At 72.7% G+C, this 25,357-nt stretch carries 26 protein-coding genes and 7 tRNA genes; 22 read left to right on the top strand and 11 right to left on the bottom strand.

Annotation, left to right across the window (positions count from 1 at the left end; genetic code table 11):
• Positions 1–23: 23 nt before the first annotated feature.
• The 5 genes from ACFY0X_RS08630 to ACFY0X_RS08650 form a co-directional block, all read right to left on the bottom strand.
• Positions 24–95 (bottom strand) — tRNA-Val (locus ACFY0X_RS08630).
• Positions 96–139: 44 nt separating this feature from the next.
• Positions 140–211, bottom strand: a tRNA-Val gene (locus tag ACFY0X_RS08635).
• Between the two features lie 41 nt (positions 212–252).
• A tRNA-Val gene (locus ACFY0X_RS08640) sits at positions 253–324 on the bottom strand.
• A 32-nt stretch (positions 325–356) separates the two neighbouring features.
• Positions 357–430, bottom strand: a tRNA-Cys gene (locus tag ACFY0X_RS08645).
• 40 nt (positions 431–470) lie between these two features.
• Positions 471–543 (bottom strand) — tRNA-Gly (locus tag ACFY0X_RS08650).
• 320 nt (positions 544–863) lie between these two features.
• Here ACFY0X_RS08650 and ACFY0X_RS08655 point away from each other — a divergent pair.
• The 3 genes from ACFY0X_RS08655 (at position 864) to ACFY0X_RS08665 (ending at position 3,714) form a co-directional block, all read left to right on the top strand.
• Positions 864–1,949, top strand: coding sequence for a chorismate-binding protein (locus tag ACFY0X_RS08655; RefSeq protein WP_387750778.1), 1,086 nt, complete (start codon positions 864–866; stop codon positions 1,947–1,949).
• 27 nt (positions 1,950–1,976) lie between these two features.
• Positions 1,977–2,807, top strand: a complete 831-nt coding sequence (locus ACFY0X_RS08660; protein ID WP_387750781.1) for an aminotransferase class IV — start codon at positions 1,977–1,979, stop codon at positions 2,805–2,807.
• Between the two features lie 61 nt (positions 2,808–2,868).
• Positions 2,869–3,714 (top strand): GNAT family N-acetyltransferase, encoded by an 846-nt coding sequence (locus ACFY0X_RS08665; protein WP_387750784.1) that lies wholly within the window; start codon positions 2,869–2,871, stop codon positions 3,712–3,714.
• A gap of 12 nt (positions 3,715–3,726) precedes the next feature.
• Here ACFY0X_RS08665 and ACFY0X_RS08670 read toward each other — a convergent pair whose 3' ends face one another.
• Complete coding sequence (locus ACFY0X_RS08670; protein WP_387750787.1) at positions 3,727–4,227, bottom strand: DsbA family protein; 501 nt, start codon at positions 4,225–4,227, stop codon at positions 3,727–3,729.
• A 110-nt stretch (positions 4,228–4,337) separates the two neighbouring features.
• Between ACFY0X_RS08670 and ACFY0X_RS08675 the strand changes: the two genes are divergently transcribed.
• Positions 4,338–4,796 (top strand): hypothetical protein, encoded by a 459-nt coding sequence (locus ACFY0X_RS08675; protein ID WP_387750789.1) that lies wholly within the window; start codon positions 4,338–4,340, stop codon positions 4,794–4,796.
• Between the two features lie 17 nt (positions 4,797–4,813).
• Here ACFY0X_RS08675 and ACFY0X_RS08680 read toward each other — a convergent pair whose 3' ends face one another.
• Together ACFY0X_RS08680 and ACFY0X_RS08685 are read right to left on the bottom strand one after the other, a co-directional pair.
• Positions 4,814–5,383, bottom strand: coding sequence for a CGNR zinc finger domain-containing protein (locus ACFY0X_RS08680; RefSeq protein ID WP_387750792.1), 570 nt, complete (start codon positions 5,381–5,383; stop codon positions 4,814–4,816).
• Positions 5,384–5,809: 426 nt separating this feature from the next.
• Complete coding sequence (locus ACFY0X_RS08685; RefSeq protein WP_030056266.1) at positions 5,810–6,223, bottom strand: SsgA family sporulation/cell division regulator; 414 nt, start codon at positions 6,221–6,223, stop codon at positions 5,810–5,812.
• Positions 6,224–6,418: 195 nt separating this feature from the next.
• Here ACFY0X_RS08685 and ACFY0X_RS08690 point away from each other — a divergent pair, with 195 nt between their 5' ends.
• The 3 genes from ACFY0X_RS08690 to ACFY0X_RS08700 all read left to right on the top strand — a co-directional run bounded on the left by ACFY0X_RS08690 (position 6,419) and on the right by ACFY0X_RS08700 (position 7,307).
• Positions 6,419–6,877 carry a TIGR02611 family protein gene (locus ACFY0X_RS08690; RefSeq protein WP_387750795.1) on the top strand — a complete coding sequence of 153 codons (459 nt, stop codon included), beginning with the start codon at positions 6,419–6,421 and terminating at the stop codon, positions 6,875–6,877.
• Between the two features lie 79 nt (positions 6,878–6,956).
• A tRNA-Val gene (locus ACFY0X_RS08695) sits at positions 6,957–7,028 on the top strand.
• Positions 7,029–7,235: 207 nt separating this feature from the next.
• Positions 7,236–7,307, top strand: a tRNA-Val gene (locus tag ACFY0X_RS08700).
• Between the two features lie 80 nt (positions 7,308–7,387).
• On the opposite strand, the gene ACFY0X_RS08705 is transcribed toward ACFY0X_RS08700, so the two are convergent.
• Positions 7,388–8,155 carry an exonuclease domain-containing protein gene (locus ACFY0X_RS08705; protein WP_387750797.1) on the bottom strand — a complete coding sequence of 256 codons (768 nt, stop codon included), beginning with the start codon at positions 8,153–8,155 and terminating at the stop codon, positions 7,388–7,390.
• A gap of 165 nt (positions 8,156–8,320) precedes the next feature.
• Between ACFY0X_RS08705 and ACFY0X_RS08710 the strand changes: the two genes are divergently transcribed.
• The 4 genes from ACFY0X_RS08710 to ACFY0X_RS08725 all read left to right on the top strand — a co-directional run bounded on the left by ACFY0X_RS08710 (position 8,321) and on the right by ACFY0X_RS08725 (position 12,837).
• On the top strand, positions 8,321–8,875 hold the full coding sequence (locus ACFY0X_RS08710) for a DUF4365 domain-containing protein (RefSeq protein WP_387750800.1): 555 nt from the start codon (positions 8,321–8,323) through the stop codon (positions 8,873–8,875).
• 32 nt (positions 8,876–8,907) lie between these two features.
• A complete protein-coding gene (locus tag ACFY0X_RS08715; RefSeq protein ID WP_387750803.1) occupies positions 8,908–10,071 on the top strand; it encodes a hypothetical protein in 1,164 nt (387 codons plus the stop codon).
• A gap of 88 nt (positions 10,072–10,159) precedes the next feature.
• Positions 10,160–12,139 (top strand): threonine--tRNA ligase, encoded by a 1,980-nt coding sequence (gene thrS / locus ACFY0X_RS08720; RefSeq protein ID WP_387750806.1) that lies wholly within the window; start codon positions 10,160–10,162, stop codon positions 12,137–12,139.
• Positions 12,140–12,276: 137 nt separating this feature from the next.
• Complete coding sequence (locus tag ACFY0X_RS08725; protein WP_097238679.1) at positions 12,277–12,837, top strand: HIT domain-containing protein; 561 nt, start codon at positions 12,277–12,279, stop codon at positions 12,835–12,837.
• Positions 12,838–12,904: 67 nt separating this feature from the next.
• Here ACFY0X_RS08725 and ACFY0X_RS08730 read toward each other — a convergent pair whose 3' ends face one another.
• Positions 12,905–14,551, bottom strand: coding sequence for a hypothetical protein (locus tag ACFY0X_RS08730; RefSeq protein WP_387750809.1), 1,647 nt, complete (start codon positions 14,549–14,551; stop codon positions 12,905–12,907).
• Positions 14,552–14,746: 195 nt separating this feature from the next.
• Here ACFY0X_RS08730 and ACFY0X_RS08735 point away from each other — a divergent pair, with 195 nt between their 5' ends.
• The gene (locus tag ACFY0X_RS08735; RefSeq protein WP_387750811.1) at positions 14,747–15,172 is read left to right on the top strand and encodes a thiol-disulfide oxidoreductase DCC family protein; all 426 of its coding nucleotides are present in this window, start codon (positions 14,747–14,749) and stop codon (positions 15,170–15,172) included.
• Positions 15,173–15,185: 13 nt separating this feature from the next.
• Here ACFY0X_RS08735 and ACFY0X_RS08740 read toward each other — a convergent pair whose 3' ends face one another.
• Entirely contained in the window at positions 15,186–17,234 is a 2,049-nt protein-coding gene (locus ACFY0X_RS08740) for an elongation factor G-like protein EF-G2 (protein WP_387750813.1), read from the bottom strand.
• A 254-nt stretch (positions 17,235–17,488) separates the two neighbouring features.
• Here ACFY0X_RS08740 and pgsA point away from each other — a divergent pair, with 254 nt between their 5' ends.
• The 10 genes from pgsA (at position 17,489) to ruvA (ending at position 25,333) form a co-directional block, all read left to right on the top strand.
• Entirely contained in the window at positions 17,489–18,136 is a 648-nt protein-coding gene (gene pgsA / locus ACFY0X_RS08745; RefSeq protein ID WP_387750816.1) for a phosphatidylinositol phosphate synthase, read from the top strand.
• 16 nt (positions 18,137–18,152) lie between these two features.
• On the top strand, positions 18,153–19,115 hold the full coding sequence (locus ACFY0X_RS08750; RefSeq protein ID WP_387750819.1) for a phosphatidylinositol mannoside acyltransferase: 963 nt from the start codon (positions 18,153–18,155) through the stop codon (positions 19,113–19,115).
• Between the two features lie 80 nt (positions 19,116–19,195).
• Positions 19,196–20,380 carry a glycosyltransferase family 4 protein gene (locus ACFY0X_RS08755; protein WP_387750822.1) on the top strand — a complete coding sequence of 395 codons (1,185 nt, stop codon included), beginning with the start codon at positions 19,196–19,198 and terminating at the stop codon, positions 20,378–20,380.
• A gap of 77 nt (positions 20,381–20,457) precedes the next feature.
• Entirely contained in the window at positions 20,458–20,826 is a 369-nt protein-coding gene (locus tag ACFY0X_RS08760; RefSeq protein WP_387750825.1) for a 5-carboxymethyl-2-hydroxymuconate Delta-isomerase, read from the top strand.
• Between the two features lie 74 nt (positions 20,827–20,900).
• The gene (locus tag ACFY0X_RS08765; protein ID WP_387751912.1) at positions 20,901–21,401 is read left to right on the top strand and encodes a hypothetical protein; all 501 of its coding nucleotides are present in this window, start codon (positions 20,901–20,903) and stop codon (positions 21,399–21,401) included.
• Positions 21,402–21,529: 128 nt separating this feature from the next.
• Positions 21,530–22,441, top strand: a complete 912-nt coding sequence (gene pdxS, locus ACFY0X_RS08770; RefSeq protein WP_350633191.1) for a pyridoxal 5'-phosphate synthase lyase subunit PdxS — start codon at positions 21,530–21,532, stop codon at positions 22,439–22,441.
• A 94-nt stretch (positions 22,442–22,535) separates the two neighbouring features.
• Positions 22,536–23,159 (top strand): pyridoxal 5'-phosphate synthase glutaminase subunit PdxT, encoded by a 624-nt coding sequence (gene pdxT / locus ACFY0X_RS08775; protein ID WP_387750829.1) that lies wholly within the window; start codon positions 22,536–22,538, stop codon positions 23,157–23,159.
• Positions 23,160–23,257: 98 nt separating this feature from the next.
• Positions 23,258–24,016 (top strand): YebC/PmpR family DNA-binding transcriptional regulator, encoded by a 759-nt coding sequence (locus ACFY0X_RS08780; protein ID WP_387750831.1) that lies wholly within the window; start codon positions 23,258–23,260, stop codon positions 24,014–24,016.
• A gap of 154 nt (positions 24,017–24,170) precedes the next feature.
• Positions 24,171–24,725, top strand: coding sequence for a crossover junction endodeoxyribonuclease RuvC (gene ruvC, locus ACFY0X_RS08785; RefSeq protein ID WP_387750834.1), 555 nt, complete (start codon positions 24,171–24,173; stop codon positions 24,723–24,725).
• Positions 24,722–25,333 (top strand): Holliday junction branch migration protein RuvA, encoded by a 612-nt coding sequence (gene ruvA / locus ACFY0X_RS08790; protein ID WP_387750836.1) that lies wholly within the window; start codon positions 24,722–24,724, stop codon positions 25,331–25,333. Before ruvC ends, ruvA begins: the two co-directional genes overlap by 4 nt.
• Positions 25,334–25,357: the final 24 nt, after the last annotated feature.

The following is a 25,357-nucleotide window of genomic DNA, read 5'->3' on the forward strand; positions in this document are numbered from 1 at the left end:
AGCAGACCCCGGGGGATCCGACGTGCGCGATACTGGGATTGAACCAGTGACCCCTACCGTGTCAAGGTAGTGCTCTCCCGCTGAGCTAATCGCGCCTGATGAGGCGGTGTTGCAGCAGACCCCGGAGGGCCCGTTACTGTGCGCGATACTGGGATTGAACCAGTGACCCCTACCGTGTCAAGGTAGTGCTCTCCCGCTGAGCTAATCGCGCCTGGTGAGGCGGTCGTGCAGCAGACCCCGGGGGATCCGACGTGCGCGATACTGGGATTGAACCAGTGACCCCTACCGTGTCAAGGTAGTGCTCTCCCGCTGAGCTAATCGCGCGGGGAGGCCCCCGGTGGAACCGGGGGACCTCTTGGAGGTGGAGACGGGATTTGAACCCGTGTACACGGCTTTGCAGGCCGTTGCCTCGCCTCTCGGCCACTCCACCAGGCAACGCATGAAGAACGATCTTACACTGTTCTCCATCGAGCGGACGACGAGATTCGAACTCGCGACCCTCACCTTGGCAAGGTGATGCTCTACCAACTGAGCCACGTCCGCCTGTCTCCCGGGGACCTTCACCGCTTTTCTTCGGCTGCGCTCCCTGGCGACGTGTTGAACTCTAGCGGATTCCCGGGCCAGCTAAAAATCCGTTCCCGCAGCATGCCGCGGGGATGACCGGCGAGTGCCGTCCCGTCAGCCCTCCCGGCCGGTCACCGGCCACCACCTGCGGCGCTCCCGGAGGATCATCCGCAGGTCACCCGGCGCACACCCACGCGACGCACGCGGCTGCTCGCGCGCGGGGGCGCGCGCCGCTCAAGGCCCACGCCCCCCGACCTACACTTCAGGCACCGCCCCCAGCACCACCGCGCAGGAGAACCGTGTCCGGCCACCCCGACCCCCGCACCCCGCTCGCCCGCTTCGGCGGCCGCCTGGCCACCGGACTGCGCGACGTCACCTCGGACCCGGCCGCCCTCGACTCCGCCGGCTACTGGGCCGTCGCCTACGACTTCGAGGGCCGCCTCACCTGCGCCCGCTTCGACCGGCTCCGCCCCGCCCCCGCCCCGCCCTCCGGTGCCGGCTGGCGCGGACCCGAGGCCGGCAGCTGGCACAGCTCCCTCGACCGCGCCGCCTACACCGCCGGCGTCCGCCGCATCCGCGAGCACATCGCCGCCGGCGAGGTCTACCAGGCCAACCTCTGCCGGGTGCTCTCCGCGCCGCTGCCCGACCCGGACCACAGCGACGTCGACGCCCTCACCGGCCTCCTCGCCCGCGGGAACCCCGCGCCCTACGCCGGCACCGTCCGCCTGCCCGGGCACGGCGTCGAGATCGCCACCGCCTCGCCCGAGCTCTACCTGCGCCGCACCGGCCGCACCGTCTCCTCCGGCCCGATCAAGGGCACCGGCCGCACCGAGGACGACCTCCTCGACAAGGACCACGCCGAGAACGTGATGATCGTCGACCTGGTCCGCAACGACCTCGGCCGGGTCTGCGAGACCGGCAGCGTCACCGTCCCCGACCTCTGCGCCGTCGAGAAGCACCCCGGCCTGGTCCACCTGGTCTCCACCGTCGAGGGCACCCTCGGCGAGGGCGCCGGCTGGCCCGAGCTCCTCGCCGCCACCTTCCCGCCCGGCTCCGTCACCGGTGCCCCCAAGTCCAGCGCCCTGCGGATCATCGAAGCCCTGGAGACCGCCCCGCGCGGCCCCTACTGCGGCGCCGTCGGCTGGGTCGACGCCGACCGCGGCGAGGCCGAACTCGCCGTCGGCATCCGCACCTTCTGGATCGACCGGACGGACCCCGACGCACCCGTCCTGCGCTTCGGCACCGGCGCCGGCATCACCTGGGGCTCCGACCCCGAACGCGAATGGGCCGAAACCGAACTGAAGGCGGCCCGACTGGTCGCGATAGCGTCGGGCAGCGAACCCGGCGCCCGGTCCGGCAGCGGACCCGATCCGACCGGGGCCTGAGCCCCTACCGCTTAGGAGCAGCACCTGATGCACAACCGCACCACGAGCTGGGTCAACGGCTCCCTGGTCGACTCCGCCGACGCGGCCGTCTCGGTCCTCGACCACGGCCTCACCACCGGCGACGGCGTCTTCGAGACCCTGAAGACGGTCGACGGCCGCGCCTTCGCGGTCACCCGCCACCTCGACCGGCTCACCCGCTCCGCCCGGGGCCTCGGCCTGGCCGACCCCGACCACGACCTGGTCCGCGAGGCCTGCGCCCAGGTCCTCGCCGCCAACCCCGCACCGCTCGGCCGGCTGCGCGTCACCTACACCGGCGGCAACGGCCCGCTCAGCTCCGAGCGCGGCACCACCGGCCCGACCCTGGTCGTCGCCCTCAACGCGATCGGCCACCGCCCCGACGAGACCGCCGTCGTCGTGGTCCCCTGGCGCCGCAACGAGCACAGCGCCGTCGCCGGCCTCAAGACCACCTCGTACGCCGAGAACGTCGTCGCCCTGGCCGCCGCCCACCGCGCCGGCGCCTCCGAGGCCCTGTTCGCCAACACCGCCGGCCGGCTCTGCGAGGGCACCGGCTCCAACGTCTTCGTGGTCCTCGGCGGCCGCCTGCTCACCCCCGCCCTCGCCTCCGGCTGCCTGGCCGGCATCACCCGGCAGCTCGTCGTCGACTGGTGCGGCGCCGAGGAGGCCGACCTCCCGCTCAGCGCCCTCCAGGACGCCGAGGAGGTCTTCCTGACCTCCTCCACCCGCGACGTCCAGGCCGTCACCCGCGTCGACGACCGCGAGCTGCCCGGCATCGGCCCCGTCACCGCCAAGGCCATGGCCGTCTTCGCCGAGCGCAGCGGCGACGACCTCGACCCGTGATCCCCCGGGCAGCGCACCGGTCGCGTGGATAACCCTCCGGGCAACGGGAAGGGAGCACCACATGACCACCACGCTGCGCCCCGAGGGCCCGGAGACACCCACCGCGGCCGGCGGCCGCACCAGACGCTGGCTGATCCTCTCGAACGGCCACCCGGTCGGCGCGCTGCGCACCACCGCCGACCCGCAGGGCGGCCGACTCTGGGGCCGGATATCCGAGTTGGAGATCACCGAGGGCCGCGGCCGGGGCCGGGGCACCTTCGGCGGGCTGGCCGCCGAGGAGGTGCTGCGGACCTGGGGCTGCACCCGGGTCGACGTCTCCGTCCCGGAGTCGGCAGCGGCGGCCCGCGGGCTCGCCGTGACCCTCGGGTACACCGAGCGGGCCCTGGCCATGTCCAAGCTCCTGGCCGCCGCCCCCGACCTGCCGGCCGGGCTGAGCGTGCGCCCGTTCGACCGGCCGGCCGAGCTCCGGGCCTGGTTCGACCGGTCCCTGGAGGACTACGTCGGCGCGATGGTGGACTCCGGTCTCACCGAGGAACAGGCCCGCGCCCGCACCGCCGCCGGCCGGGAGAACCCGGTCGCCTCCGACCCGGAGGCCCCGGGCGCGGTCGTGCGCCGGCTGTACGGCGAGGGCGGGCAGGAGCCGTACGGCCTGCTCTGGCTGCAGCTGCGCCTGCGCGACCTGCCGGACGGCGAACCGCTCGCCTGGGTGATGAAGGTCGAGGTCTCCCCGGCCCACCAGGGCCGGGGACACGGCCGCACGCTGATGCTGGTCGCCGAACGCGAGTGCCTGGCCGCCGGGGTGCGGAACCTCGGCCTCAACGTCTTCTCCGGCAACGAGGTCGCCGTCCGGCTCTACACCTCGCTGGGCTACCTGGTCACCGAGCGCCTCTACGGCAAGCAGCTGTGACCCGACGTGGCGTCAGGAGGACTTCGCCGCCTCGAGGACGGCCGTGATCGAGGCGCGCAGCCCCTCCTGGCTCTTCCCGCCGTCGAGGCGCTTGCCGCCGATCACGTACGTCGGCGTGCCGGTGACCCCGATCGCCTTGCCCTCGGCCTGGTCGGCGTCGACGGTCAGCATGTGCCGGCCGTCGATCAGCGCGGTGTCCACCTCGTCGACGTCCGCCCCGACCTCCCGGGCCACCTCCAGCAGCACCTGCTGCCCGCGCGCCTCCAGCTCCGCGGTGCGGGCCAGCAGCGCCTCCACGAACGGCCAGCCCAGCCCCTGCGCGAACGCCTCCTCGGCCGCCTCGGCGGCGGCGTAGGCGTGCTTGTGCTTCTCCAGCGGGAAGTGCCGCAGCTCCACGCTCAGCGCGTCGCCGTACTGCGCCCGCAGCGCCCGTACGTCGTCCAGCGCGGTGTGGCAGTCCGGGCACTGGAGGTCGCACCAGAACTCGAGGCGGGGGAGGGAACCATCGATCATTCCCCCAGTGTTCCACTAGTGGGCGCCCGCTCCGGCCGGAGGTGCGCCCGAGGGCGGACCGAGAGGAAGGCACCGATGACCAGGACGACCGGACCCGAAGGAGCGGCCCCGTGCTGAGCGCGTCGATCAGCTTCATCCTCACCGCGGGCGGGGTGGCCTTCGCGGGGCTGCGGGCCTACCGGCGGCGCTTCCTGTCGGCGACCCGCTGGTTCGCGGTGGCCCTGCTGCCCGCCGGCCTCTACCTGACCGGCCTGTTCCCGCTGGCGAGCACGATCGGCCGGGAGTTCACCGACTGGGCGACCAAGCTGGTCCTCGACCCGCGGGTGTGGACCGGCATCGCGCTGCTCGGCGTCTCCGCGGCCCTGCTGCTCACCACCCGCTGGGTGGGCCGCCGGGGCGGCGCGGTGGAGGGCGCCCCGGAGCGCCCGGCCGCGGCCGGGCCGGCGCCCGAGCGTCCCGCGGTGGCGCCGACGCCCAGGGCCGCGAAGAAGCCCGCCGCGGGCAAGCGCGAGGACGGCCTCGGCGACTTCGCCGACATCGAGGAGATCCTCCGCAAGCGCGGGATCTGAGCGGGACGGCCGGCGGGTCAGGCGGAGGGGACGGCCTCCGCCGACCGCTGCCGCGCCCGGTAGGCTGCGACGTGGAGCCGGTTGCCGCAGGTTCGGCTGTCGCAGTAGCGCCGCGAGCGGTTGCGGGAGAGGTCCACGAAGACCCGTGCGCAGTCCGGCGCCTCGCAGCGGCGCAGCCGCTCCCGCTCGCCCGCCATCAGGATGAAGGCCAGCGCCATGCCCAGCTCGGCCGCCAGGTGGTCACCGAGAGCGGCGTGCGGCGCGAAGTAGTGGATGTGCCAGTCGTGGCCGTCGTGGTCGGTCAGCCGGGGCGTCGTCCCGGCGGCCGCGACGATCGAGTTGACCAGCTCGGCGGCCTGCGCGGTGGACTCCGTCGCGAACACCTCGCGCAGCCGGGTGCGCAGCTCGTGCACCCGCCGCAGGTCGTCCTCGGTCAGCGAGTCGATCTCGCTGATCTCCTGGCGGACCACGAAGGCGTCCAGTGCGGCGACGTCCGGCAGCCGCTCGGCGCCGCACACCTCGGGTGCGGTGTTGAGCAGCTCCACAAGGATGCTCAGCGCGCACTCGGTGTCATGGGTGATCAGCACGTTGGGGGCTCCTCGCGCAGGGGGACTCCGATACCCCGCGTCCACGGTTACCCCAGACCATACCGGGCCTCGTGCCGGTAGGGCGGTGGCTTCTTTCGAATGCGTGTACGTAGTCCGGCAAGGCGTACGAAACCGGGCACCGCCCGGGCGGACCGGCCTCCCGACCGGTGCGACGGCCGCCGGCGGGGCGTCCCCCGATAGACGTCGGCGCCCGGCACCGAGGCCGGTCACCCGTGGGGATGACCGGCCTCGGTGCCGGGCGCCTGCGGTGCTGCGGCCCCGCTCCGGTAGGAGCGGGGCCGATCACCGGCCCCGAGACCGCGTGTGCGCGGCTGAGTCCGCTGCCGTGCCCCCGAGTAGGACGGCTGCGATGGCGGCAGGGGCTACGGCCCCGCCGACGGCGGGGCGTTACCGCCTCCGGCGGGGTCAGCTTTCGGCGAGGATGTGGGACAGCTCCCGGTCGAGGTCGAAGTGACGGTGTTCGGTGCCGGGGGGCACCGCGGCGTCCGTCCGCTTGAGGAACGACTCAAGCGCCCGGGCCGGGGCCTCCAGCAGGGCTTCTCCTTCCGGAGAGCTCAGCGCGATGCAGACCACCCCTTGCCCGTGGCTGCGCGACGGCCACACCCGGACGTCGCCGGTACCGGTGGGTCGGTGCAGCCCCTCCGCGAGGAGATCTCGGGCGAACACCCACTCCACGGTCTCGTCGGCGCCCGTGTGGAACGTGGCGTGCACGGCGTAGGGGTCGGCGGTGTCGTAGCGCAGGCCCGCGGGGACGGGCAGTGAGGACTCGCTGGACACGATGAGGCGCAGGTGCAGCTCGCAGCTGACCGTGGTGTTCATAAGCGCCATGGCCTTTCGCTCAGTGTGCGCTCGGGGAATCGCACGTCGGCGAACGGACCATCCCACCCCCAAGACCGATGTAAACCCCTCTGTCCCGATTCGGGCGCGAGTCGTACCCCTTACGGCGCATTGCCGAATCGCGTCGCGGCGGCCGGGCCCGGCATTACCCGGGTACTTCTTGGTTAGTTTCCTGGCATGACTGTGCGAAACGACAAGGCGGGCGGGAACGCGAGAACGGGTGAACCGGCTGTGCCGGTTGACACGGCTGCGGACGGCGGACGGCCGGTCGGTTCGAGGGCCCCGGCCTTCGTCCGCCGCTCGCCGGCGCTGCACCGGGTCTGGCAGGTGGCGGTCTTCGTGGTCGGCCTCGCCGTGGTGGCGCTCGGAGTGGTCATGCTGCCGATGCCCGGCCCCGGCTGGCTGGTGATCTTCCTGGGCATGGGGATCTGGTCCACCGAGTTCGTCTGGGCCCAGCTGGTCCTGCGCTGGACCCGCCGCAAGGTCGCCGAGGCCGCCCAGCGGGCCATGGACCCGCGGGTGCGCCGCCGCAACCTGACGCTCACCGCGATCGGGCTGGCCGCCCTCGCGGGGGCGGGCGGCTGGTACTTCGCCCGCTACGGCCTGGCGCTGCCCTGGCGGCTGGACGGGAGCTGACCCGCCCGGGCGGAGGAGCCGCGACCAGCGAGGGTGTTCGGAGCACCCCTCGGGATGCGGTAATGTTTTCCCTGCACCCGGGCGATTAGCTCAGCGGGAGAGCACTTCGTTCACACCGAAGGGGTCACTGGTTCGATCCCAGTATCGCCCACCGGAATGCATTGTGATATGTGAGGCCCAGTCGATTATCGACTGGGCCTCACGTGTATTTCCGGAAACGGTCCCGGGGCGTCGGTAATCGGCTGAGGGAGAGTCACCTCCCGTGCGGGGCGCGAGTTCTGCGGAGTCGTCGGCGGTACCCGGAACGGGCGAGTTGTACGACCGGCCCCGAATGGTGCTACAGTTCTTCTCGTTGCCCGGGCGATTAGCTCAGCGGGAGAGCACTTCGTTCACACCGAAGGGGTCACTGGTTCGATCCCAGTATCGCCCACCGGACAGCACGCAGGCCCTGACCAGGAAACCGGTCAGGGCCTGCGGCGCGTCCGGGCCCCGGATCCCCGGGGCCGCCCGTCACGCCGCCGCCTCGCAGCCGTGCTCGGGCTCCAGCCGGCGCCCGCAGCCGCACCGGGCCGGCCGCAGCGGCCAGGACAGGTCCACCCGCTCCGGCGTCCCCGAACGGTCGAACCAGTTCTGCAGCCCGCGCGCCTGTGCCGCGTGCCAGATCGCCTGCCGCAGGTGCAGCTCCGCCGCCGACAGCCCGCCGAGCGCCGCCGGGTAGCGGGCGCCTATCCGCCGGGTCAGCGCCAGCGCCGCCGTCGCGTCCGCCGCCGCGTCGTGCGCCCCCGCCAGGTCCACGCCGTAGTGGGCGCACAGGTCGGTCAGCGTCCGGCGGCCCTTGCGGTAGCGGTCCACGTGCTTGTCCAGCACCCGCGGATCCAGCACCACCAGCCCGGCCGTCGACAGCCCGTCGGCCAATGTCAGCCCGTGATGGCGGCGCAGCTCCCGGTCCAGCAGCGTCAGGTCGTAGGGCGCGTTCATCACCACCACCGGGTGCCCGGCCCGGGCCTCCGCCGCCAGCGCGCGGACGACCTCCGCCACCACCGTGCGGGCCGGGCGGCCGTGGGCGCGCACCCGGTCGTCGCTGATGCCGTGCACCGCGCGGGCGCCGTCCGGGATCGGAACGCCCGGATCCGCGAGCCAGGAGGTCGTCCGCGCCGGAGCGCCCGGCGCGAGCTGGACGACCAGGGCGGCGGAGACGATCCGGTCGTGCTCCACGTCCACGCCGGTCGTCTCGGTGTCGAACGAGGCGAGTGGGCCGGTGTACCAGTGCTGCTGCATGACTGCCCCTCAGACGAGCGTTGCGCCCGGTTGATACCCGGTTCTGACGCTCCCTCAACCCGTTTGGCCCAAGCCCGACCGGGGATCCTGCCCCTGACCGTCCCGTTCGAATCGACCGGTCCGCCCGGACCGGGGCGGGCCCGGAACCGGGGGAGGCACGGGGCGATGGCACTGACCCAGCCGCAGCCCGAGGAGGCGGCGGACGTCCTGCGGGGGAACCTCGCGGTCACCGCCTGTATGGAGACCCTGCAGGTCGGCTACCTGCACGCGGTCGCCGCCGCGGCGGGCTGCTCGCTCTCCCAGCCGTTCCCGGACAACGGCATCGACTGGCACGTCAGCCACGGCTCCCGGACGCACGAGGTGGACGACGAGGTCACCGTCAAGATCCAGCTCAAGGCCACCCAGCAGGTCGCGCCCGACCCGGCCGGGCCGTTCTTCAGCTTCACCCTCGACAACGACCACCTGCGCAAGCTCGCCCGGCCCCGGGTCGCCGTGCCGCGGATCCTGGTCGTGATGCTGCTGCCGCGCCGGGTCGGGCACTGGCTGCGGGCCCGTCCGGACGCCCTGGAGCTGCGGCACTGCTGCTACTGGGTCAACCTGGCCGGCCACCCGGTCACCGGGCAGCGGCGCACCAACGTCCGGGTGCCCACCGGCAAGGTCTTCGACGACCGCGCGCTCTGCGACATCATGGCCCGGGTCGGCGCGGGCGGCAGCCCGTGACGGCCCGGCCCCGGCAGGGAGGAACCGGACCCATGACACCGCCGCACGGACCGGGCGAGCCGGCCCCGCCCCTGCCCGACCCGGCCGCCGTCGACCCGGCGGTGCTGGCCACCCTGCTCGCCCGGCACGGCTGGGTCCGCCGCGGCGGCCCGGCCGCCCGGTACGGACGCTGGACCCCGCCCGACGGCGAAGCCGGCACCAGCCTGCTCGTCCCGGCCGGGGACGGCTTCGACGACGCCGTCGAACTCCTCGCCGACGCCGTCACCGCGCTCTCCCGTTCCCGCACCCCCTCCGCCCGCTCGATCCTGCTCGCCCTCACCGTGCCCGGCGACGAACTGCGCTGGCACCGCGACCCGCCCGGCCCCGCCGGGGCCGCCCCCTGGGACGAGGCCGAGCGGCTCCGGCAGGCGGCGCGCGGGATGCTCGCCGCCGGGGCCAAGGCCGCCCGGACCAGGGCCGGCTACTTCGGCGCCCGGCTGGACGGCCCCGCCGGGGACTTCCTGGACCGCGTCCTGCTGGTCGAACAGGGCGCCGCCCTCACCGCGTACACCCCCGCCCCCGAGGGCCGCGCCGCCGTCACCACCCTGGTCCGCGCCCTGGAGGCGCTGCGCGACGCCGTCGACTACCGCCGGGTCAGCGGCGGGCCCGAGGCCTTCGGGAGCGCCGTCCGGGCCGGCGTCAGCCGCGAGCTCGTCCGGTCCGTCGAGGACCTGGTGCGCGACGCGACGGCCGCCCGCTTCGGCGTCGCCTGGTCGCCCGCCGCCGGGACACCGGGCGGCTTCGGGGACCGCCGGATCGACCTCGACTTCTCGCCCGGCGACCTGCCCGCCCTGGCGGAGGCCGCCGACCTGCTGGAACGCATCGAACCCGCCGTCGCCGTCACCGTGGTCGGCGTGGTCACCCGGCTCAAGCGGGCCGACCCGGCCGGGCCTGGCTCGGTACGGCTGCGGGTGCTGGCCGGCGCCGACGTCCGAGAAGTCAGGCTCCGCCTGCCCGACCCCGACTACCGGCTGGCCGTCGAGGCACACCTCGCGGGCCTGCCGGTCCGGGTCTCCGGCCGGCTGGACCGGCACGGCGGCTTCCGCCGGCTGTCCCGCCCGCACGGCCTGGAGCTCTGCGGCTGGGAGGAAGGGGACCGCGAGCGGCTGCTGAAGTCGCTCCGGGAGAGGACGGAGGAAGGGGGAGAAGGGGCGTAGGTGGACGGCGGGGGCGGCGCTCTCGGTACCATCGTCACGCGCAGCGCAGTGTTGCGTCCTCTGAAATCCAGCACGTCAGGAGAGACCGGTGACGGACGTCCGGGTAATCATCAGCCGCGAACCCGATCGGGAAGAGCGCGTGGTGACCACGGGCACTACGGCCGCCGAGCTCTTCGCCGACGACCGCTCGATCATCGCCGCCCGCGTCGGCGGCCAGCTCAAGGACCTCGCCTACGCCGTCCAGGACGGCGACGAGGTCGAGCCGGTCGAGATCGGCAGCAAGGACGGCCTGGACATCCTGCGCCACTCCACCGCGCACGTCATGGCCCAGGCCGTGCAGCAGCTCTTCCCCGAGGCCAAGCTCGGCATCGGCCCGCCGGTCAAGGACGGCTTCTACTACGACTTCGACGTCGAGAAGCCGTTCCACCCCGATGACCTCAAGGCCATCGAGAAGAAGATGCAGGAGATCATCAAGCGCGGGCAGAAGTTCTCCCGCCGCGTGGTCACCGACGAGTCCGCCCGCGAGGAGCTGGCCGCCGAGCCGTACAAGCTGGAGCTGATCGGCCTCAAGGGCTCCGCCGCCACCGCCGGCGAGGGCGCCGACGTCGAGGTCGGCGCCGGCGAACTCACCATCTACGACAACCTGGACGCCAAGAGCGGCGAGCAGTGCTGGGGCGACCTCTGCCGCGGCCCGCACCTGCCCAGCACCCGGCACATCCCGGCGTTCAAGCTGATGCGCAACGCGGCCGCCTACTGGCGCGGCAGCGAGCGCAACCCCATGCTGCAGCGCATCTACGGCACCGCCTGGCCGACCAAGGACGAGCTCAAGGCCCACCTGGACTTCCTCGTCGAGGCCGAGAAGCGCGACCACCGCAAGCTCGGCAACGAGCTCGACCTCTTCTCCATCCCCGAGGAGATCGGCTCCGGCCTCGCCGTCTTCCACCCCAAGGGCGGCATCATCCGCCGGGCCATGGAGGACTACTCGCGCAAGCGGCACGAGGAGGAGGGCTACGAGTTCGTCTACACCCCGCACGCCACCAAGGGGAAGCTCTTCGAGAAGAGCGGCCACCTCGACTGGTACGCGGACGGTATGTACCCGCCCATGCAGCTCGACGAGGGCGTGGACTACTACCTCAAGCCGATGAACTGCCCGATGCACAACCTGATCTTCGACGCGCGCGGCCGCTCGTACCGTGAACTGCCGCTGCGCCTCTTCGAGTTCGGGACGGTGTACCGCTACGAGAAGTCCGGCGTCGTGCACGGTCTGACCCGCGCCCGCGGCTTCACGCAGGACGACGCGCACATCTACTGCACCCGCGAGCAGATGGCGGAGGAGCTGGACTCCACGCTGACCTTCGTGCTCAACCTGCTCCGCGACTACGGTCTGACCGACTTCTACCTGGAGCTGTCGACCAAGGACCCGGAGAAGTTCGTGGGGACGGACGAAGCCTGGGAGGAGGCCACCCGCGTCCTGGCGAGCGTGGCCGAGAAGCAGGGCCTGCCGCTGGTTCCGGACCCGGGCGGCGCGGCCTTCTACGGCCCGAAGATCTCGGTGCAGGCGAAGGACGCCATCGGCCGTACCTGGCAGATGTCGACGATCCAGCTGGACTTCAACCTGCCGGAGCGCTTCGACCTCGAGTACACCGCGGCGGACGGCTCGCGCCAGCGGCCGGTCATGATCCACCGCGCGCTGTTCGGCTCGATCGAGCGGTTCTTCGCGGTGCTGCTGGAGCACTACGCCGGTGCCATGCCGCCGTGGCTGGCCCCGGTCACCGTCACCGGCATCCCGATCACCGACGAGCACGTGCCGTACCTGCTGGAGGTCGCGGCCGAGCTCAGGAAGCAGGGGATCCGGGTCGAGGTGGACACCTCGGACGACCGCATGCAGAAGAAGATCAGGAACGCCCAGAAGACCAAGGTCCCGTTCATGCTGATCGCCGGCAACGACGACGTCGAGGCGGGCGCGGTGTCCTTCCGCTACCGCAACGGCGAGCAGAAGAACGGCGTGCCCCGTGACCAGGCGATCGCCGAGATCGTCGATGCTGTGGCGCGTCGTGTCCAGGTGTGACGGCTTCCCCGCCTGAGCGGGGGTGACCCGAACCCGATGTGCCAGCGGATCCAGGGCACAGCGGTATCGCGGGTACGCGCGGGGCTGGCTCTCGAAGAGTCTGCCCCGCGCGGCTTTGCATCCACCGTCGGGCGAATATGCTGATCAGCATGACGACTGAGCCGGAACTTCAGCGGGGCGTCGGCGAGCCGGACGGTTTCCGCCGCCTGTGGACGCCTCATCGGATGGCGTACATCCAGGGTGAGAACAAGCCCACCGGTCCGGCTCCGGACGACGGTTGTCCGTTCTGCTCCATCCCGTCCCTGAGCGACGAGGACGGGCTGGTCATCGCCCGGGGGAGCGCCGTGTTCGCGGTGCTGAACCTGTACCCGTACAACGGCGGGCACCTGATGGTGGTCCCGTACCGGCACGTGGCCGACTACACCGACCTGGACGAGGCCGAGACGGCCGAGCTGGCGGACTTCACCAAGAAGGCGATGACGGCGCTGCGGGCGGCCTCCGGGGCCCACGGGTTCAACATCGGGATGAACCAGGGCGCGGCGGCCGGGGCCGGGATCGCGGCGCACCTGCACCAGCACGTGGTGCCGCGCTGGGGCGGGGACACCAACTTCATGCCGGTGGTCGGCCACACCAAGGTGCTGCCGCAGCTGCTGGCGGACACCCGGAAGATGCTGGCCGAGGTCTGGCCGCAGGGCTGAGCCGGAGTACACGCGGAAGGGCCCCACCGAGAATTCCCGGTGGGGCCCTCCCGCGTTCCGCGCCGGATCAGCCGGCGTTGAAGGTGTCGACGTCGTACGGCCGGGGGCTCTGCGCCTCGGACTTGATGACCGAGGTGCGGTTCTTGAAGAAGCGGTCCGCGTCCAGGTCGTGCTCCTCCAGGAACTCCAGCGTGGCCGCGTGGACGGCGGCGAGCACCGGGACGGAGGCGTTCTGCGCGTTGTCGACCATGGAGCGGTTCTCCCAGGCCCGGCCGGCCCAGATGTGGCGCAGGCCGAACGGCTCCGGCAGTCCGAGCCCGCCGCCGAGCCAGCCCAGCAGGCCGGGCATCCGGTAGAACGGGGCGCGGACGGCCTGACGGACGACCTCGTCGTTGTCGATCAGGGGGAGCTTGACGGTGCGCTCCTCCCAGAACTTCACGGTCTTCGCGACCGACTTCTCCTTGTCCTTGGGCTTGTCGAAGAAGACGCCCTTGACCGGGCCCAGCGCGTAGCCGGACACGGTGATGTTCAGGACGTTGGCGAGCAGGGTGACGGTGACGGTGAAGGTGAGGACCAGCTTGCCGTCGTGGGTGATGAACTGGGTGGCGAGGTAGTGCCGGGGGCCGCCGGAGAAGGTCTGCTTGTCGGCGACGCTCTGCACGGCGAAGTCGCGCATCCGGTCGCCGTCCATGTCGGCGTTGGCGGGGCGGCTGATCTCGTCGGCGCTCTCGCCGATGTCGAAGACCACCCACTGCTTGATGGCGACGTTGGGCATGCCGCTGTTGGCGACGTGGCTGACGCCGAGGCCCTTGAGGTGGGAGGAGATCCGGCGGACCAGGTCCCAGGGGTGGAAGGCGCGGAAGTCGGCGTGTCCCTCCGCGGGGTGCAGGGTGTCGGCGAGGCGCCACTCGCCCCAGCGGCGGCCGGCGCCGAGGATGCCCTTGGGACCGGCGTAGTGGTGGATGTTGGTCTCCTGCTCGGCGTCCAGGCGGCCGAGCTTGTCGCGCAGGTCGGCGGCCTTCTTGTCGAGGTCGTCGCGGGGGACGGCCTTGGCGACCGAGGCGGCCACCACGCTGCCCTCGACCAGCGCCTGCCAGCGGGAGCGCAGGTCCTTGGCGGAGCGCTCGACGATCCGGCGGGCGAGGTACCAGCCGACGATCGGCGCGAGCATGGTGACGCGCAGGTAGACGCCGATGAAGCCGGCGGCCGGCGGGCGCAGCGCGAGCAGGACGGCGAGGGCCGCCGCCGCGGCGAGCACGATGCCGCCGTAGACGGCCGCGTTCTTCGGGTTGTCCCGCTTGAGCCAGGCGCGGAGCTGGAAGGCGCCGAGCCAGACCAGGGTGCCGGGGAGGAAGAGCACGCCGGTGGCGATGGAGACGGTGCTGAGCTGCCGGTCGCGGGTGTTGCGCAGTTCCTCGGCGGCCAGGCAGTGTTCGACGACCTGGCGGGTGTCGACTCCGAAGGCCGGGACGAGGGGTTTGCGGTCGCCGCCGAGGGCCCGGGAGATCAGCGCCTTGCTGAAGGCCTCGCCGAGGTTGGGGCGGAAGAGCGCGAAACGGCCCTTCTTCTCCGTGGCGTCGGCGACGGCGTCGACGAAGCCCTTGATCTCGCCGTCCCGGTAGGCGGTCGAGGAGAGTCCCTGGGTGATGGCGGTCTGCGGACCGGCGTCGGTCCGGGGTATCTGCGCACCCGGGGTCATGTCGAGTGTGGTCACGGTGGCGTCCCCTCCTCCCCTTGTCAGCGGCAGGTTACCGTGCCGTGGCACCCCAGCGCGGATGATCGTCTGAAGTACCGTCACCGGAGGCCTGAGGGGCATGATGCCCAGCCACCGGCAGGTCGATGCCCGTTGAGGTGGCGATGGTGGCGGTGGGGCAGGATGGACGGTGGGAACGTGGAAAGGGGAGCGGCCGTGAAGGATCCGGTGCTGGTCTTCGACGGGGACTGTTCGTTCTGTTCGTCCTGCGTCCGCTGGGCGGAGCGGTACCTGCGGCAGACGCTGGCCTCGGGGGGCTGGGAGGCGGTGCCGTTCCAGTTCGCGGATCTGGCGGGGCTGGACGCGCTGGCCGGCGGCCGGGGGGAGGTGTCGGCCGGGCGGGCGGAGCGGGAGGTGCTCTGGGTGACGCCGACCGGCCGGGTGTACGGGGGCGCGCAGGCGGTTGCGCGGCTGCTGATGCGCTCCGGCGGGGTGTGGGCGTATCTGGGCGCCGTGTTGACGGCGGCGCCGGTCCGGCCGTTGGCGGGGCTGGTCTACCGCTGGGTGGCGCGCAACCGGCACCGGATGCCGGGGGGTACGGCGGCGTGCGCGCTGCCGGACCGCAATCCCGCCCGGCCGTAGGGCAGCCGGTGGTTCAGTCGGTGTAGCGCTCGGCCAGGGCGGCGGGCATGGGTTCGTGGCGCAGGTAGGCGCGGGAGAACTCGGCGGTGCCGTGGGTGAGCGAGCGCAGGTCGACCGGGTAGCGGACCAGTTCGAGTTCGGGGACCTCGGCGCGCAGCAGGGTGAGGCCGGTGCCGCCGGTCTCGCTGCCGAGGACGCGGCCGCGGCGGGCGGAGAGGTCGCCGAGGACGGCGCCGAGGTAGTCGTCGGGGAGCAGGACGCTGACGGCGGCGACGGGTTCGAGCAGACGGATGACGGCGTGCTCGGCGGCGTCGCGCAGGGCGAGGGCGGCGGCGTTCTGGAAGGACGCGTCGGAGGAGTCGACGGAGTGGGCCTTGCCGTCGGTGAGGGTGACCCGGACGTCGACGAGCGGGTAGCCGGTGGTGACGCCCTTGGCGAGCTGGGCGCGGACGCCCTTCTCGACGGAGGGGATGAAGTGCTTGGGGACGGCGCCGCCGACGACGTGCTCCTGGAACTCGAAGCCGGAGCCGGCCGGGAGCGGTTCGACCTCGAGCTCGCAGATGGCGTACTGGCCGTGGCCGCCGGACTGCTTGACCAGGCGGCCGTGGCCGACGGCGGCGGTGCCGAAGGTCTCGCGCAGGGCGACCTTGGGTTCGACGGTGTCGACGTGGACGCCGTGGCGGGTGCGGAGGCGGTCGAGGACGACCTCGGCGTGCGCCTCGCCGGTGCACCAGAGGACGAGCTGGTGGGTGTCGGGGTTCTGTTCCAGGCGGAGCGCCGGGTCCTCGGCGGCGAGGCGGGAGAGGGCCTGGGAGAGCTTGTCGTCGTCGGCCTTGCTGTGGGCTTCGACGGCGATCGGGAGCAGTGGCTCGGGGAGGGCCCAGCCGTCGAGGTCGACGGGGTGGCCGGGGTCGTGGACGGTGTCGCCGGCGCGGGCGGTGGTGAGTTTGGCGGCGCAGACGAGGTCGCCGGCGACGGCGTGCGGGACGGGTCGCTGGAGCTTGCCGAAGGGGCTGGTGAGGCCGGTGACGCGTTCGTCGCCGTTCTGGTCGGCGGCGTGGGCGGGGCCGGTGAGGTGGATCCGGGTGTCGGGGCGCAGGGTGCCGGCGTACAGGCGCAGCAGGCTGATCCGGCCGACGTAGGCGTCGCCCGTGACGCGGACGACCTGGGCGGCGAGCGGGGCGTCGGGGTCGCAGGCGGGGGCGGGGCGGGTGCGTTCGGTGGGGTCGGGGAAGCTGTGCGCGATGAGGTCGAGGAGTTCGGCGGCGCCGAGGCCGTTCTCGCTGGTGGGGACGGCGGGGTGGAGGGCGCAGGAGAGGACTTCGCGGCGCAGGCCGGCTTCGAGGGAGTCGGTGTCGAGGGGGTCGCCGGAGAGGTAGCGCTCCATGAGGGTGTCGTCCTGGCCGGAGATGGCTTCGACGAGGCTGTCGTGGGCGGGGGCGGTGTCGGGGAGGGGCTCGGCGTCGCCGTAGGTGTCGCCGGTGAGGAGGTCGACGCTGCCGTCGGGGTGTCCGTCGTGGAGGACGGGCAGGAAGAGCGGGCGGAGGGTGTCCGGGCCCAGGTCGAAGGCGTCGTGGCAGGCGGTGAGGATGTCGTCGAAGCCGGTGCGGGCGAGGTCGAGTTTGGCGACGGCGATGGCGCGGGGGATGCCTTCGGCGGCGCATTCGCGCCACAGGGCGCGGGTGGGGGCGGTGACCGGGTCGGTCGCGGAGACGACGAAGACGGCGGCGTCGGCGGCGTGGAGGGCGGCGCGCAGGTCGGCGGTGAAGTCGGGGTGGCCGGGCGGGTCGATCAGGTTGATCTTGACGCCCTTCCATTCGAGCGGGAGGAGCGCGAGCTGGACGGAGCGCTGCTGCTGGTGCTCGATGTCCTCGTGGTCGGAGACGGTGGTTCCGTCGGTGACGCGGCCGGCCCGGCCGGTGGCGCCGGCGGCCAGGGCGAGGGATTCGGCGAGGGTGGTCTTGCCCACACCGCTGGAGCCGATGAGGACGACGTTGCGCAGGTCCTGCGGGCCGGTGACGGCGGGTGCCTGGCCGGCTCGTGCCGTGCTGCGGTCGGGCATCGGGGTCTCCTCCCGTGGCGCCGAGGCTGTCCATCGCAGTCTAGGGTCGGGTTCGGTGGGGCGCGTCTCGTGACGGCCGGTCGGTGACCGTGGGTGTGCGTGCGGTGGCGGGGGCGGCGTCCGGCGGTGCGTGCGCCGGAGCGTGTCCCCGGCGTGGCTACGATGGGTGCGCCGGACGGGCTGATCCGCCCGGCCGTCTGCCGCGCGTGCTGCGCCAGGCGGGTATCTGGGAGATCGGAGCGGCTGGGAAGGCCATGCTCAACAAATACGCGCGTGCCTTCTTCACACGTGTCCTGACCCCGTTCGCCGCGTTCCTGATCCGTCTGGGTGTGAGCCCGGACGCCGTGACGCTGATCGGTACCGCCGGTTCGGTGGCCGGTGCGCTGGTGTTCTTCCCGCGTGGGGAGTTCTTCTGGGGCACCATCACGATCACGCTGTTCATCTTCTCGGACCTGGTGGACGGGAACATGGCCCGCCAGCTGGGTCGGAGCACGAAGTGGGGGGCGTTCCTCGACTCCACCCTGGACCGGGTCGCGGACGCGGCGATCTTCGGCGGTCTGGCGATGTGGTACGCGGGCAAGGGTGACGACGACCTGCTCTGCGCGGTGGCGATCTTCTGCCTGGCGAGCGGTCTGGTGGTGTCGTACACCAAGGCCCGGGCGGAGAGCCAGGGTCTGCCCTGCGACGTCTCGGGGCTGGTGGAGCGGGCCGAGCGGCTGGTGGCCAGCCTGGTGGCGGCCGGGGTCGCGGGTCTGCACAAGTTCGGTGTGCCGTACGTGGAGTGGCTGCTGCCGGTGGCGTTGTGGCTGGTGGCGGCGGGCAGCCTGGTGACGGTGTTCCAGCGGATGCTGACCGTGCGCCGGGAGGCGTTCGAGGCCGACCGAGCGGCGGCCGGGAGCTGATGGGGGGCGTCCTGCGGTGACGGACCGACTGGTGTACTGGGCGTACGCGCTGGGGTGGGGGCTGCTGAAGCACCTGCCGGAGCGGGTGGCCCGGGGGTTGTTCGACCGGCTGGCGGACTTCGCGTGGCGCAGGCGCGGCAAGCGGGTGCTCCAGCTGGAGGCGAACCTGCGCCGGGTCCGTCCGGGGCTGGACGAGGCCGGGCTGCGGGAGCTGTCCCGGGCCGGGATGCGCTCGTACCTGCGGTACTGGATGGAGTCGTTCCGGCTACCGGTGTGGAGCCGGGAGCGGGTGGCCCGGGACGTCCAGGTGGAGGGCTTCGAGAACCTGCGGGCGGTGTTGGAGGCCGGGCGGGGCGCGGTGATAACGCTGCCGCACATGGGCAACTGGGACCTCGCGGGGACGTGGGTGGCGCAGCAGGGCTACCCGTTCACCACGGTCGCGGAGCGGTTGAAGCCGGAGCGGCTGTTCGACCGGTTCGTGGCGTTCCGGGAGGGCCAGGGCATGGAGGTGCTGGCGCTGACCGGTGGTTCGGTGAACGTGGTCGGCACGCTGGCGCGGCGGCTGCGCGAGGGCCGACTGGTCTGTCTGGTGGGGGACCGGGACCTGTCGGAGGCGGGGATCGGGGTGACGTTCTTCGGTGAGGCGACCCGGATGCCGACCGGTCCGGCGGCGCTGTGCCAGCGGACCGGGGCGGCGCTGCTGCCGGTCACGCTCTGGTACGACGGCCCGGTGCTGCGGGGGCGGATCCACTCCGAGGTGCCGGTGCCCGAGGAGGGCGACCGCAAGGAGCGCGTCCGGGCGATGACCCAGGCGATGGCGGACGTGTGGGAGCAGGGCGTCCGGGAGCACCCGGAGGACTGGCACATGCTGCAGAGGTTCTGGCTGGCCGACCTGCCGGTCCGTGAGACGGTGAGGGCCGCGTCCGCGGAGCGGGTGGAGGCGGCCGCGGAGCCCGCGGCCGAGGCCTCCGGGTCCTGATCCGTCGGCCGGGGCCTCCGGGGTCCCGAGCCGTTCCGCCGTCCCGCCCGCACGACCGTCCGAAGGAGCTTGAGGAACCCGTGAAGATCGGCATCGTCTGCCCGTACGACTGGGACGTCCCCGGTGGGGTGCAGTTCCACATCCGGGACCTGGCCGAGCACCTGATCGGCCTGGGGCACGAGGTGTCGGTGCTGGCGCCGGCCGAGGACGACGAGGCGCTGCCGCCGTACGTGGTCCCGGCCGGGCGGTCGGTGGCGGTGCCGTACAACGGGTCGGTGGCGCGGCTGAGCTTCGGGTTCCTGTCCGCGGCGCGGGTGCGGCGCTGGCTGCACGACGGGCGTTTCGACATCCTGCACGTGCACGAGCCGGCCGCGCCGAGCCTGTCGATGCTGGCCGCGTGGTCGGCGACCGGACCGATGGTGGGGACCTTCCACACCTCCAACCCGCGGTCGCGGGTGATGATCGCGGCCTCGCCGATCCTGCAGCCGGGGCTGGAGAAGATGCGGGCGCGGATCGCGGTGTCGGAGTACGCCCGGCGCACCCTGGTGGAGCACCTGGGCGGGGACGCGGTGGTGATCCCGAACGGCGTGGACGTGGGCTTCTTCGCCGAGGCCGAGCCGGACGAGCGCTGGACGGGCCACGCGGCGAAGGGGGAGCCGGGCACGATCGGCTTCATCGGGCGGATCAACGAGCCGCGCAAGGGCCTGCCGACGCTGCTGGCGGCGCTGCCGCGGATCCTGGCGGAGCGGCCGGGGGTGCGGCTGCTGGTGGCGGGCAAGGGCGACGAGGAGGAGGCCGTCGCGGGCCTGGCGCCCGAGGTGCGCCGGCAGGTGGAGTTCCTCGGCATGGTGAGCGACCGGGACAAGGCGCGGCTGCTGCGCAGCGTGGACCTGTACGTGGCGCCGAACACCGGTGGCGAGAGCTTCGGGATCATCCTGGTCGAGGCGATGTCCGCGGGGGCGCCGGTGCTGGCGAGCGACCTGGACGCGTTCAAGCAGGTGCTGGACGGCGGGGACGCGGGCGAGCTGTTCCCGGTGGAGGACGCGGACGCGCTGGCCCGTGCGGCGCTGCGGCTGCTGGGTGATCCGGCGCGGCTGGAGGAGCTTCGGGAGGCGGCCTCGCGGCACGTGCGGCGGTTCGACTGGTCGACGGTCGGCGCGGACATCCTGGCGGTGTACGAGACGGTGACGGCGGGCGCGGCGGCGGTGGTCGAGGAGGACGAGCGCAGCGGGCGGCGCGGCCGGTTCGGGCTGGCCAGGGACTGAACCCCGAGGCCGGGGCCGGGTGGGGGCGGCGTTAGGGTCGGAGGTCCGTACCACTGCGATCCACGGGGGCACACACGATGCCGCAGATCTCCGTCGACTACTCGGCCGACCTGGCCGGCACCTTCGACCGCCGGGGCCTCGGCCTGGCGATCAACCGGCTGGCGGAGGAGACGATCGACGCGAGGCCCGGGTCCTGCAAGACGGTGTTCCGGCCGAGCGAGGTGCTGGTGGTCGGCACCGACGGGGCCGCCACCGACACCCAGGTGTTCGTGGAGTTCCAGATCTTCCCGGGCCGTGCTCCGGAGGCGAAGGCGGCGCTGGCCGAGGGCGTGCTCGCGCTGCTGGCCGAGTACGTCCGGCCGGAGCCGGGCACCCGGCTGTTCACCGCGGTGAACATCACGGACATCGACCGGGAGGGCTACCGGAACGCCACCGCTCGGGGCTGACCCGGTGACACCCGGTAACGTAGCGGCCCGTGACTACCTGGATCTGGGCCGGCGTGGCCGTGGTGCTGTTCGGCATGTACCTGAGTTGGACGGCCGGTCGGCTGGACCGGTTGCACGCCCGGATCGACGCCGCGCGGGCGGCGCTGGACGCGCAGCTGGTCCGTCGGGCCTCGGTGGCGATGGAGCTGGCGACGTCCTCGCTGCTGGATCCGGCGGCCTCACTGCTGCTGCTGGACGCGGCGCACGCGGCCCGGCAGGCCGAGGACGAGCAGCGCGAGGTCGCGGAGAGCCAGCTGAGCCTGGCGCTGCGGGCGGTGTTCGAGGAGCCGGAGCAGATGGCGGCGCTGATGGCCGAGCCGGGTGGCGAGGACGCGGTTCGTGATCTGACGGCCGCTGTGCGGCGGGTGCCGATGGCCCGCCGGTTCCACAACGACGCGGTGCGGGCGGCGCGGGCGGTGCGCGAGCACCGGCTGGTGCGGTACTTCCGGTTGGCGGGGAAGGCGCCGTTCCCGTTGGCGTTCGAGATGGACGACGCCCCGCCGCCCGCCCTCACGCCCGAAGGGGCGCCTGCTTAAGGTGTCCCCGGATACGGCCCGTTTGTCGTATCCCGTCGTCCGGGCTGGACTTGGTGGCGCAAGAGTGGGTCACCCGTTCTGCCTACCATAGGGCGATAGCACTGATTCATCTTCGAGTGAGGTCTCACGTGTCCACCACCCCCACCACCGCAGACCAGCCGCAGATCGGCACCGCCCGGGTCAAGCGCGGCATGGCCGAGCAGCTCAAGGGCGGTGTGATCATGGACGTGGTCAACGCCGAGCAGGCCAAGATCGCCGAGGACGCCGGCGCGGTCGCCGTCATGGCCCTGGAGCGGGTCCCCGCGGACATCCGCAAGGACGGCGGCGTGGCCCGCATGTCCGACCCGAACATGATCGAGGAGATCATCGAGGCGGTCTCCATCCCGGTGATGGCCAAGTCCCGCATCGGTCACTTCGTCGAGGCCCAGGTGCTCCAGTCGCTGGGCGTCGACTACATCGACGAGTCCGAGGTGCTGACCCCGGCCGACGAGGTCAACCACTCGGACAAGTTCGCCTTCACCACCCCGTTCGTCTGCGGCGCCACCAACCTGGGCGAGGCCCTGCGCCGCATCGCCGAGGGCGCGGCCATGATCCGCTCGAAGGGCGAGGCCGGCACCGGCAACGTCGTCGAGGCCGTCCGCCACCTGCGCCAGATCAAGAACGAGATCGGCCGGCTGCGCGCCCTGGACAACAACGAGCTGTACGCCGCCGCCAAGGAGCTGCGCGCCCCGTACGAGCTGGTCAAGGAGGTCGCCGAACTCGGCAAGCTGCCGGTCGTGCTGTTCTCCGCCGGTGGCGTGGCCACCCCGGCCGACGCCGCGCTGATGCGCCAGCTGGGCGCCGAGGGCGTCTTCGTCGGCTCCGGCATCTTCAAGTCGGGCGACCCGGCCAAGCGCGCCGCCGCCATCGTGAAGGCCACCACCTTCTTCGACGACCCGAAGATCATCGCGGACGCCTCCCGCAACCTGGGCGAGGCCATGGTCGGCATCAACTGCGACACCCTGCCGGAGACCGAGCGCTACGCCAACCGCGGCTGGTAACCACCACTCCTTCCGGCCGGCCCGCCGCAGCGCCTCGGCGCGCGGCGGGCCGCGCCACGTAGTCCGTCGTAACGATCGATAGAGGTTGAAGACCGTGAGCACTCCTGTCATCGGCGTCCTCGCCCTCCAGGGCGACGTCCGCGAGCACCTGGTGGCGCTGGCCGAGGCCGACGCGCTCGCCCGTCCGGTGCGCCGCGCCGAGGAGCTGGCCGAGGTCGACGCGCTGGTGATCCCCGGCGGGGAGTCCACCACCATGTCCAAGCTGGCGCTGCTGTTCGGCGTGATGGACCCGCTGCGCGAGCGGGTCGCCGCCGGGATGCCGGTCTACGGCACCTGCGCGGGCATGATCATGCTGGCGGACAAGATCCTGGACGGCCGCGACGACCAGCAGACCGTCGGCGGCATCGACATGACGGTGCGCCGCAACGCCTTCGGCCGCCAGAACGAGTCCTTCGAGTCCGGGATCGACTTCGCGGGCCTGGACGACGAGCCGGTGCACGGCGTCTTCATCCGCGCCCCCTGGGTCGAGTCGGTCGGCGCCGGCGTCAAGGTGCTGGCCGAGCTGCCCGCCGCGGACGGCCCGGAGAGCCGGATCGTGGCGGTGCGCCAGGGCAACCTGCTGGCCACCTCGTTCCACCCCGAGCTGACCGGCGACCACCGGGTGCACGCGTACTTCGTGCGAATGGTCGAGGAGCACCTCGCGGCGGCCGCGCGCTGACCGGGCCGGCCGCGCGCTGACCGTGTGCGCCTCACCGGTGACAACACCGGTAAGATCTCATCTGTTCATTTCCCTTTGGCGACGTAAAGGAGCTGGCGATGTCCGGCCACTCTAAGTGGGCTACCACCAAGCACAAGAAGGCCGTGATCGACGCCAAGCGCGGCAAGCTCTTCGCCAAGATGATCAAGAACATCGAGGTGGCGGCGAAGACCGGCGGGCCCGACCCGGCGGGCAACCCGACCCTCTACGACGCCATCCAGAAGGCGAAGAAGAGCTCGGTCCCGATCGACAACATCAACCGCGCCGTCAAGCGCGGTGGCGGTCTGGAGGCCGGCGGTGCCGACTACCAGACCATCATGTACGAGGGCTACGGCCCGAACGGCGTCGCGGTCCTGATCGAGTGCCTCACCGACAACCGCAACCGCGCCGCCTCCGACGTGCGCGTCGCCATGACCCGCAACGGCGGCTCGATGGCCGACCCGGGCTCGGTGTCGTACATGTTCAACCGCAAGGGCGTCGTGATCGTCCCCAAGGCCGACGGCGTGGACGAGGACAAGGTCCTCGACATCGTCCTCGACCACGGGGCCGAGGAGGTCAACGACCTGGGCGAGTCCTTCGAGGTGCTCTCCGCGCCCAGCGACATGGTGGCCGTGCGCACCGCGCTGGTCGACGCCGGCGTCGAGTACGACTCGGCCGAGGCCAACTTCGTGCCGGACGTGCAGGTCGAGCTGGACGTCGACGGCGCCCGCAAGATCCTGAAGCTGATCGACGCGCTGGAGGACAGCGACGACGTGCAGAACGTCTTCGCCAACTTCGACATCCCCGACGAGGTCGGCGCGCAGCTCGACGCCGAGTGACACGGCGGCGTCCGATCGACGGCGGGTGACCGTTCCCACTGCCCGGCCCGGTGGTCCCTGGACCACCGGGCCGGTGTCGTCGGTCGGGTTGTCGGACCCGGACGGTAGCCTTCGCAGGTCGCCTGCGGGCGGCGGTCGACGAGAGGCGGGGCGAGTGGTTCGGGTACTGGGCGTGGACCCGGGGCTGACGAGGTGCGGGGTCGGCGTGGTCGAGGGCGCGCCGGGCCGGCCGCTGCGGATGGCCGGGGTCGGCGTGGTGCGCACGCCCGCCGAGGCCGAGATCGGGCAGCGGCTGCTCCAGGTCGAGCAGGGCATCGAGGCCTGGCTGGACGAGCACCGGCCCGACCTGGTCGCCGTCGAGCGGGTCTTCGCCCAGCACAACGTCCGCACCGTGATGGGCACCGCCCAGGCCAGCGCCGTCGCGATGCTCTGCGCCACCCGGCGCGGCATCCCCGTCACCCTGCACACCCCCAGCGAGGTCAAGGCCGCCGTCACCGGCTCCGGCCGGGCCGACAAGGCGCAGGTCACCGCCATGGTGCAGCGCCTGCTGCGGCTGGACGCGCCGCCCAAGCCCGCCGACGCCGCCGACGCGCTGGCGCTCGCCATCTGCCACATCTGGCGCGGCGGGGCGACCAACCGGCTGGAGGCGGCCGTCCGGGCCGCCCGCGCCACTCCCCGTACCACCTCCGTGAAGGGCACCGTCCGATGATCGCGTTCGTGCAAGGGCCCGTCGCGGCCATCTCCTCCGGGATCGCGGTGGTCGAGGTCGGCGGGGTCGGCATGGCCGTGCAGTGCACCCCGAACACACTGGCCGGGCTGCGGCTGGGCGAGCCGGCCCGGCTGGCCACCTCTCTGGTGGTCCGGGAGGACTCGCTCACCCTGTTCGGCTTCGCGGACGACGACGAGCGCGCCGTGTTCGAGATCCTCCAGGCCGCGCCCGGCGTCGGCCCCAAGCTGGCGCAGGCGATCCTCGGCGTGCACAGCCCCGACGCGCTGCGCGCCGCCGTCGCGGGCGGCGACGAGAAGGCGCTGGTCGCCGTGCCGGGCATCGGCAAGGCCAAGGCGGCCAAGCTGCTGCTGGAGTACAAGGACAAGCTCGGCGCCCCGCACGGCGCCGTCCCCGCCCAGAAGCCGATCGCGGCCGGCCCCGCGCCGTGGAGCGAGCAGCTGCACTCCGCGCTGACCGGCCTCGGCTACGCCCCGCGCGAGGCGGACGAGGCGGTCGCGGCCGTCACCCCGGAGGCCGAGGCGCAGCCGACGCCGGACGTCGGCGCCCTGCTCCGGCTCGCCCTGCGCGGCCTCAACCGCGCCCGCTGACCACCTGACGATCTGTCCCCTTGT

It is taken from the genome of Kitasatospora sp. NPDC001547, assembly GCF_042894165.1.
Classification (GTDB): domain Bacteria; phylum Actinomycetota; class Actinomycetes; order Streptomycetales; family Streptomycetaceae; genus Kitasatospora.

Coding starts and splice junctions, on each gene's coding strand:
- ACFY0X_RS08660 (WP_387750781.1), top strand. CDS start 1,977: ATGCACAACCGCACCACGAGCTGGGTCAACGGCTCCCTGGTCGACTCC.
- ACFY0X_RS08665 (WP_387750784.1), top strand. CDS start 2,869: ATGACCACCACGCTGCGCCCCGAGGGCCCGGAGACACCCACCGCGGCC.
- ACFY0X_RS08670 (WP_387750787.1), bottom strand. CDS start 4,227: ATGATCGATGGTTCCCTCCCCCGCCTCGAGTTCTGGTGCGACCTCCAG.
- ACFY0X_RS08685 (WP_030056266.1), bottom strand. CDS start 6,223: ATGAACACCACGGTCAGCTGCGAGCTGCACCTGCGCCTCATCGTGTCC.
- ACFY0X_RS08690 (WP_387750795.1), top strand. CDS start 6,419: ATGACTGTGCGAAACGACAAGGCGGGCGGGAACGCGAGAACGGGTGAA.
- ACFY0X_RS08705 (WP_387750797.1), bottom strand. CDS start 8,155: ATGCAGCAGCACTGGTACACCGGCCCACTCGCCTCGTTCGACACCGAG.
- ACFY0X_RS08710 (WP_387750800.1), top strand. CDS start 8,321: ATGGCACTGACCCAGCCGCAGCCCGAGGAGGCGGCGGACGTCCTGCGG.
- ACFY0X_RS08715 (WP_387750803.1), top strand. CDS start 8,908: ATGACACCGCCGCACGGACCGGGCGAGCCGGCCCCGCCCCTGCCCGAC.
- ACFY0X_RS08725 (WP_097238679.1), top strand. CDS start 12,277: ATGCTGATCAGCATGACGACTGAGCCGGAACTTCAGCGGGGCGTCGGC.
- ACFY0X_RS08740 (WP_387750813.1), bottom strand. CDS start 17,234: ATGCCCGACCGCAGCACGGCACGAGCCGGCCAGGCACCCGCCGTCACC.
- pgsA (WP_387750816.1), top strand. CDS start 17,489: ATGCTCAACAAATACGCGCGTGCCTTCTTCACACGTGTCCTGACCCCG.
- ACFY0X_RS08760 (WP_387750825.1), top strand. CDS start 20,458: ATGCCGCAGATCTCCGTCGACTACTCGGCCGACCTGGCCGGCACCTTC.
- ACFY0X_RS08765 (WP_387751912.1), top strand. CDS start 20,901: ATGTACCTGAGTTGGACGGCCGGTCGGCTGGACCGGTTGCACGCCCGG.
- ACFY0X_RS08780 (WP_387750831.1), top strand. CDS start 23,258: ATGTCCGGCCACTCTAAGTGGGCTACCACCAAGCACAAGAAGGCCGTG.
- ruvA (WP_387750836.1), top strand. CDS start 24,722: ATGATCGCGTTCGTGCAAGGGCCCGTCGCGGCCATCTCCTCCGGGATC.